Raw genomic sequence first — 5410 nt, 5'->3', positions numbered from 1 at the left:
CGAGCGGCTGCATCTTGAGCAGGACGCCGGCAAGTCGGTGCACGACCAGCACCCGTCGCATTCCTATGTCGACATCAACCGCTCAGGCGTCGCGCTGATGGAGATCGTCTCCAAGCCCGACATGCGCTCGCCCGCCGAAGCCGGGGCCTATGTGCGCAAGCTGCGCGCGATCCTTCGCTATGTCGGATCGTGCGACGGCAACATGGAAGAAGGATCGATGCGCGCCGACGTCAACGTCTCCGTGCGGCGGCTCGGCGAGGATTTCGGCACGCGGACCGAGACCAAGAACGTCAATTCGGTGCGCTTCGTGATGGCCGTGGTCGAACAGGAAGCGCGCCGCCAGGTCGAAGTGCTGGAGGAGGGCGGCAAGATCGTCCAGGAAACCCGCCTCTACGATCCCGACCGCAACGAGACTCGCTCGATGCGGTCGAAGGAGGATGCGCACGATTACCGTTACTTCCCCGATCCCGACCTGCTCCCGCTCGAATTGGACGACGCGTTCCTTGCTGATTGCCTCGCCAGCCTGCCCGAACTGCCCGACGCCAAGCGCGCGCGGTATGAGGCGCAGGGGGTCACGCCCTATCAGGCGAACGTCCTGACCGCCGAGGTCGAGACTGCGCGCTGGTTCGATGCGTTGCTGGAAGCGGGCGCCAAGCCGGTCGCGGCGGCGAACTGGGTTTCGTCCGAACTGTTCGGCGCACTCAACCGGCTGGGCAAGGATATCACCGACTCACCGGTTACGCCGGGCCAGGCCGCCGAGCTGCTCGCGCTCGTCGGCGACGGTACGCTGTCGGGGAGTCTGGCCAAGCAGGTATTCGAGGTGATGCTCGAAACCGGCGACGCGCCCGGCACAATCGTCGAGGAACGCGGACTCAAGCAGACCAGCGACACCGGCGCGATCGAAGACGTGATCGCCGGCGTACTCGCCGCCAATCCCGGCCAGCTCGAACAATATCGCGGCGGCAAGGAAGCGTTGTTCGGCTTCTTTGTCGGTCAGACGATGAAGGCGATGCAGGGCAAGGCCAATCCGGCGGTGGTCAACGAATTGCTCAAGAAGGCGCTGTCCTGAGCGATATCGTCGTCCGGCCGGCGACACCGGCGGATTACGATGCGATCGTGCGCGTTTGGCTCGACGGTTGGCTGTCGACCGGGTTGGAACGGGGTGTTCCGCCGACCCCCGCCGAGATGCGTGCGCGGCTCGATGCGGATCTGGCGAAGGGCGACTGGATGTTGACCGTCGCCGAGGCTGATGGCGTGGTAGTCGGTATGCTGGCAACCTATCCGGAAAAGGTCGATCAATTGTTCCTCGACCCCGATTGGAAGGGCAGGGGCGTAGGCAAGGCGCTGTTCGCCGAGGCCAAGCGCCTGATGCCCGAAGGCTTCACGCTGTGGTCCAACACCGCCAACGATCGCGCCCGCGCATTTTACGAGCGGCACGGCATGACGCTCCGATCGCTCGGCCCGCGTCCCGACAAGCCCGACCAGATCGTCGCGCATTACCGTTGGTCGCCCGGCTGACGGTTGCGATGCGCGCAGCCGCGCCATAGGCTGCGGGCCGAAGGAGAGTGCGATGCGCAAGTTGCTGACGATCGTCCTCGGGTTGCTGGCGATCCCCGCGCTCGCCCAGACCGCGCCGGCGCCGTCACCCGCGCCCGCGGGGCCGCCGCTCCCCCGCGTCGCGATCGAAACCACCGCCGGGCGCTTCGTCGTCGAAGCCGATACCGTCCGCGCCCCGGTCAGCGCGGGCAATTTCCTGCGTTACGTCGATCAGAAACGGCTCGACGGCATCACCTTCTATCGCGTGGTCAAGGTCGCCGACCGGTTCGGCTTCGTCCAGTTCGGCGTCAACGGTGACCCGAAGCGCGTCCTGCCGCCGATCAAGCACGAGCCGACCACGCTGACCGGCATCCGGCATCTCGACGGCGTGCTGTCGACGCCGCGGCTCGCGCCCGGTACCGCGCGCGGCGACTTCACCATCATGCTCGGCGATCAACCGTCGATGGACGCCGACCCGGCCAAGCCAGGCGACAACCTGGGTTATGCCGCGTTCGGCCGCGTGGTCGAGGGGATGGATGTGGTGCTCAAGATCTTCGACGCCCCCGTTTCGCCCACCGCGTCGCTGCGCGGCTCGTTCCAGGGCGAGCTTCCGGTGGCGGCGGTCCGCGTCGTGTCTGCGCGGCGGGTGAAAAGCTGACACGTTGACAATGCCGTAGCAAAAAATGTTGCGTTTCGGGGGTTTGCCCGTCGCACTATCTTGCCACCGCTCTACTTGGCCGATAGCTTCAGCCCCGAATCAAATGGGGGATTCTTAGCAATGCGTACCTTGTGGGCGGCGATTATCGCCGCGTTTGTCGTGCTGTGTCCGGTTGGCGCGCTCGCGCAGGAACGGTCGGCGATCAAGCCGGGTTTCACTTTCCCGACCGACAAGCCCGTTACCGTAGTGGTGTTCCGGCCCGACGTGAGCGTCGGCACGATGACCACCGGTGGGGTGAACGAGCCCAATGCCGACTGGACGGCAACCGCGCGCAAGGAGATCGCCGAATCGCTACGCCGCAACGACCGGGTCGCCGGTGCGAAGCTGGTGTTCCAGGACGAAGACCCGACCGGCGACGACGGCGCCTATCTGGCGGAATATAAGGCGCTGTTCACCGCAGTGGCGCAGGCGATCCAGGTCAACCGCCTGTTCGTCGGCGCCCGCTTGCCGACCAAGAAGGGCGAATTCGACTGGACGCTGGGCGACGGCACGCAGCGGATCGGCAAGATGACCGGCGCCGATTATGCGTTGTTCTTCTACACATTCGACAGTTACGGCTCGGCCGGCCGCAAGGCGGCGCAGATCTTCGGCGCGATGTTCGGGGTCGCCATTCAGCCGGGCATTCATATCGGCTATGCCGGGCTGGTCGATTTGAAAACCGGTGAAGTGATCTGGCTCAACGCCGATCCGCAGATGGGCGGCGACGTCCGGACTTCGCCGGGTGCCGACAAGCGCGTCGGTCAACTGCTCGGCGGCTTCCCGGGACGCATCGAACCCACCGCCGCCGATAAGCCCGCAAAATGATCGCGCGTCGCGTTGCGCTCGGCGTGGCGGCGGCGGCGATGGCGCTGACCCAGCTCGCCGCTGCCCAGCCCTATCCGTCGGGGCAGGCCGTCCCGCCGCAAACCCAGACGCCGCCGCCGGCGGACGTGTCGGCGACGGTCGAGGTCGCCCCGGCGGTTTATCAGCCGCAGGACAAAGACGAGCGCGGCCTGTGGATGCAGATGGCGGAGCAGGAGCGCGATCTCAAAAATTCCAACTTCGTGATCCGCGACGCGGCGCTCAATGACTATGTCCGCCGCGTGTTCTGCCGCACGGTCGGGCCGCGGTGCAGCGAGGTGCGCATTTATGTGACGCGCACGGCCTATTTCAACGCCAATATCGCACCGAACGGCATGATGCAGGTCTGGTCCGGCCTATTGCTGCGAACGCGTAACGAGGCACAATTGGCCGCCGTGCTGGCGCACGAATACGTCCATTACGAGAATCGCCATTCGCTGTTGCTGTTTCGCGAAGTGCGCGCCCGCGCGGCCGGGGCGGCGTGGCTGTCGATGTTCGGGCTGGTCGGAGCCTTGATCGCCTTGGGCGAGGTGTCGGCGATCTTCCGTTTTTCGCGCGAACAGGAAGCCGCGGCCGATGCCGGATCGGTGGAGATGATCGCGCGCGCCGGATACGATCCCAACGAAGCGCCCAAAATCTGGGAGCAGTTTCGCGAGGAGGCCGACGCAACCGCCGCCGCGCGCGGGACGAAGAGCCGCAAGGACAAAAATGGCGGCCTGTTCGCCAGCCATCCGCCATCCGCGGAACGCGTCACGGCGATGACGGCCGAGGCGAAAAAGATTGCGCCGTCGCCGGGCTGGACGTCCGGCCGGCGCGAATATGTCGCGTCGATAAGCCCGTTCTGGACGATGCTGGTGGACGATCAGATCAAGCTCAATGATTTCGGAGCGACCGATTTTCTGCTCGCGCACTTGGCGAACGAAGGCTGGACGCCGACGCTCAACTACGCACGGGGCGAACTGTATCGGTCACGCGGGCGGCCCGATGATTTGACCGCGGCCGTTGGTTTCTACCGCCAGGCCAGCACGGCGCCCGACGCGCCAGTCGAAACCTGGCGCGGGCTCGGCCTGGCGCTGCTGCGCTCGGGCGACCAGCCCGCCGGTCAGACCGCGCTGAAATCTTATCTCGAACGCAAACCCGATGCTCCCGACAAATCGATGATCGCCATGCTGGCAGGAGGAACCCAATGACACGCTTTTCCCGATTGGCCGTTGCGGCTTGTGCAGTTGCCGCCGTCGTCACGCCCGCCATTGCCGGCTACAAGCTGGTGCCGAAGGGCGTGCCGATCGCGGTCGCCAAGTCGGCTTTGACGGTGACGCCGTCGGTCGACTGGAACCGGCTCGGGGCACGTCCCGGGCGCAATGCGGAAAGCTGGACGCTCGACGGGCTGACGCTCGACGACGTGACCTTTTATGGCGGAATCCCCGACGACACGACGCTGTTCCGCGATTCCAAGAAGAAGACCGCGCCCTTGCCGCGCTTTTCGAAGACCATGCTGGTGCCGGACATCGCCCAGCTGTTCGAAAGCAGCTATCGCGTCTCCATCGGCACATCGCTGATGAACATCGATTCGATCGAACCGGCGACCTTTGCCGGCCGGCCGGGCTTTCACTTTACCTATACGTTCGTCGTCCAGGGCGAAGAGGTGCGCCGCAAGGGCGTGGCCGACGGTGCGGTGGTCGACGGGAAGCTGTACCTGATCACCTTCGAAGCGCCGGTGATCCACTATTTCGACGCCTATAAGGATGAGGCGCATTATCTGGTCTCGACCGCGCGCCTCTGAGAGACGCGCGGCCGGATTTACCGCGCGTCGTCGTCCTCGTTCCTAACCTCGTCGCGCTTGGCGTCGTCGTTGTTCTCGCTCGCCTGTTCGACGTCTTCGCGTTTGTCGTTGTCGGCGTCGGGCGGGCTGTCGGGATGGGGGTCTCGTTCGGTCATCTCGGTTATCCTTGCGGGTCGGCCGGTCCGGTCGGATGTTCGCCGGGGGAGGGGACGTCGATATCGGGCGCCGGTGGGCTGACCTCCGGCGGGGCGATATCGGGCGCGCCGGGCTGGGTCGTGTCGGGAAATTCGGGTGGGGGCTGGGTGGCCATGTTCGGTTCCTCTCAGTCGTCCAACGCATCGACGCTGCAACGGGTTGCTCCGGCATCCTATTACTAAGAATTGTCGGGTTGCCCCGATGGGGACAGTTGCTATAGACGCCGCCGACCGGCGGTGTCCCAAGCGGGCGTGGCGGAACTGGTAGACGCGCTTGGTTTAGGTCCAAGTATCGCAAGATGTGGGGGTTCGAGTCCCTTCGCCCGCACCAGTCCCCGT

8 protein-coding genes and 1 tRNA gene are annotated in these 5410 nt (G+C 65.4%); 7 read left to right on the top strand and 2 right to left on the bottom strand.

The window, feature by feature from the left end; genetic code table 11:
• The 6 genes from gatB to JWM94_RS09710 form a co-directional block, all read left to right on the top strand.
• Positions 1–1069 (top strand): Asp-tRNA(Asn)/Glu-tRNA(Gln) amidotransferase subunit GatB (gatB, locus tag JWM94_RS09735; RefSeq protein ID WP_299425758.1); only part of this gene is annotated, 1069 nt, incomplete at its 5' end.
• 47 nt (positions 1070–1116) lie between these two features.
• Positions 1117–1518, top strand: coding sequence for a GNAT family N-acetyltransferase (locus JWM94_RS09730; RefSeq protein WP_299425755.1), 402 nt, complete (start codon positions 1117–1119; stop codon positions 1516–1518).
• A 52-nt stretch (positions 1519–1570) separates the two neighbouring features.
• A complete protein-coding gene (locus JWM94_RS09725; RefSeq protein WP_299425751.1) occupies positions 1571–2194 on the top strand; it encodes a peptidylprolyl isomerase in 624 nt (207 codons plus the stop codon).
• A gap of 120 nt (positions 2195–2314) precedes the next feature.
• Positions 2315–3058: a hypothetical protein gene (locus JWM94_RS09720; RefSeq protein ID WP_299425748.1), complete on the top strand. Its 744-nt coding sequence runs from the start codon at positions 2315–2317 to the stop codon at positions 3056–3058.
• Positions 3055–4284, top strand: coding sequence for a M48 family metallopeptidase (locus JWM94_RS09715; protein WP_299425745.1), 1230 nt, complete (start codon positions 3055–3057; stop codon positions 4282–4284). Before JWM94_RS09720 ends, JWM94_RS09715 begins: the two co-directional genes overlap by 4 nt.
• Positions 4281–4877 (top strand): hypothetical protein, encoded by a 597-nt coding sequence (locus tag JWM94_RS09710; RefSeq protein WP_299425742.1) that lies wholly within the window; start codon positions 4281–4283, stop codon positions 4875–4877. Before JWM94_RS09715 ends, JWM94_RS09710 begins: the two co-directional genes overlap by 4 nt.
• A 17-nt stretch (positions 4878–4894) precedes the next feature.
• On the opposite strand, the gene JWM94_RS09705 is transcribed toward JWM94_RS09710, so the two are convergent.
• Both JWM94_RS09705 and JWM94_RS09700 read right to left on the bottom strand, forming a co-directional pair.
• Complete coding sequence (locus JWM94_RS09705; protein WP_299425739.1) at positions 4895–5032, bottom strand: hypothetical protein; 138 nt, start codon at positions 5030–5032, stop codon at positions 4895–4897.
• Between the two features lie 5 nt (positions 5033–5037).
• Positions 5038–5187, bottom strand: coding sequence for a hypothetical protein (locus tag JWM94_RS09700; RefSeq protein WP_299425736.1), 150 nt, complete (start codon positions 5185–5187; stop codon positions 5038–5040).
• A 130-nt stretch (positions 5188–5317) separates the two neighbouring features.
• Between JWM94_RS09700 and JWM94_RS09695 the strand changes: the two genes are divergently transcribed.
• Positions 5318–5402 (top strand) — tRNA-Leu (locus JWM94_RS09695).
• Positions 5403–5410: the final 8 nt, after the last annotated feature.

This window comes from Sphingomonas bacterium (genome assembly GCF_028289855.1).
Taxonomy (GTDB): domain Bacteria; phylum Pseudomonadota; class Alphaproteobacteria; order Sphingomonadales; family Sphingomonadaceae; genus Sphingomonas.
Note: the sequence above shows the minus strand (reverse complement) of the source record. Positions and strands in the feature narration are given on the sequence as shown.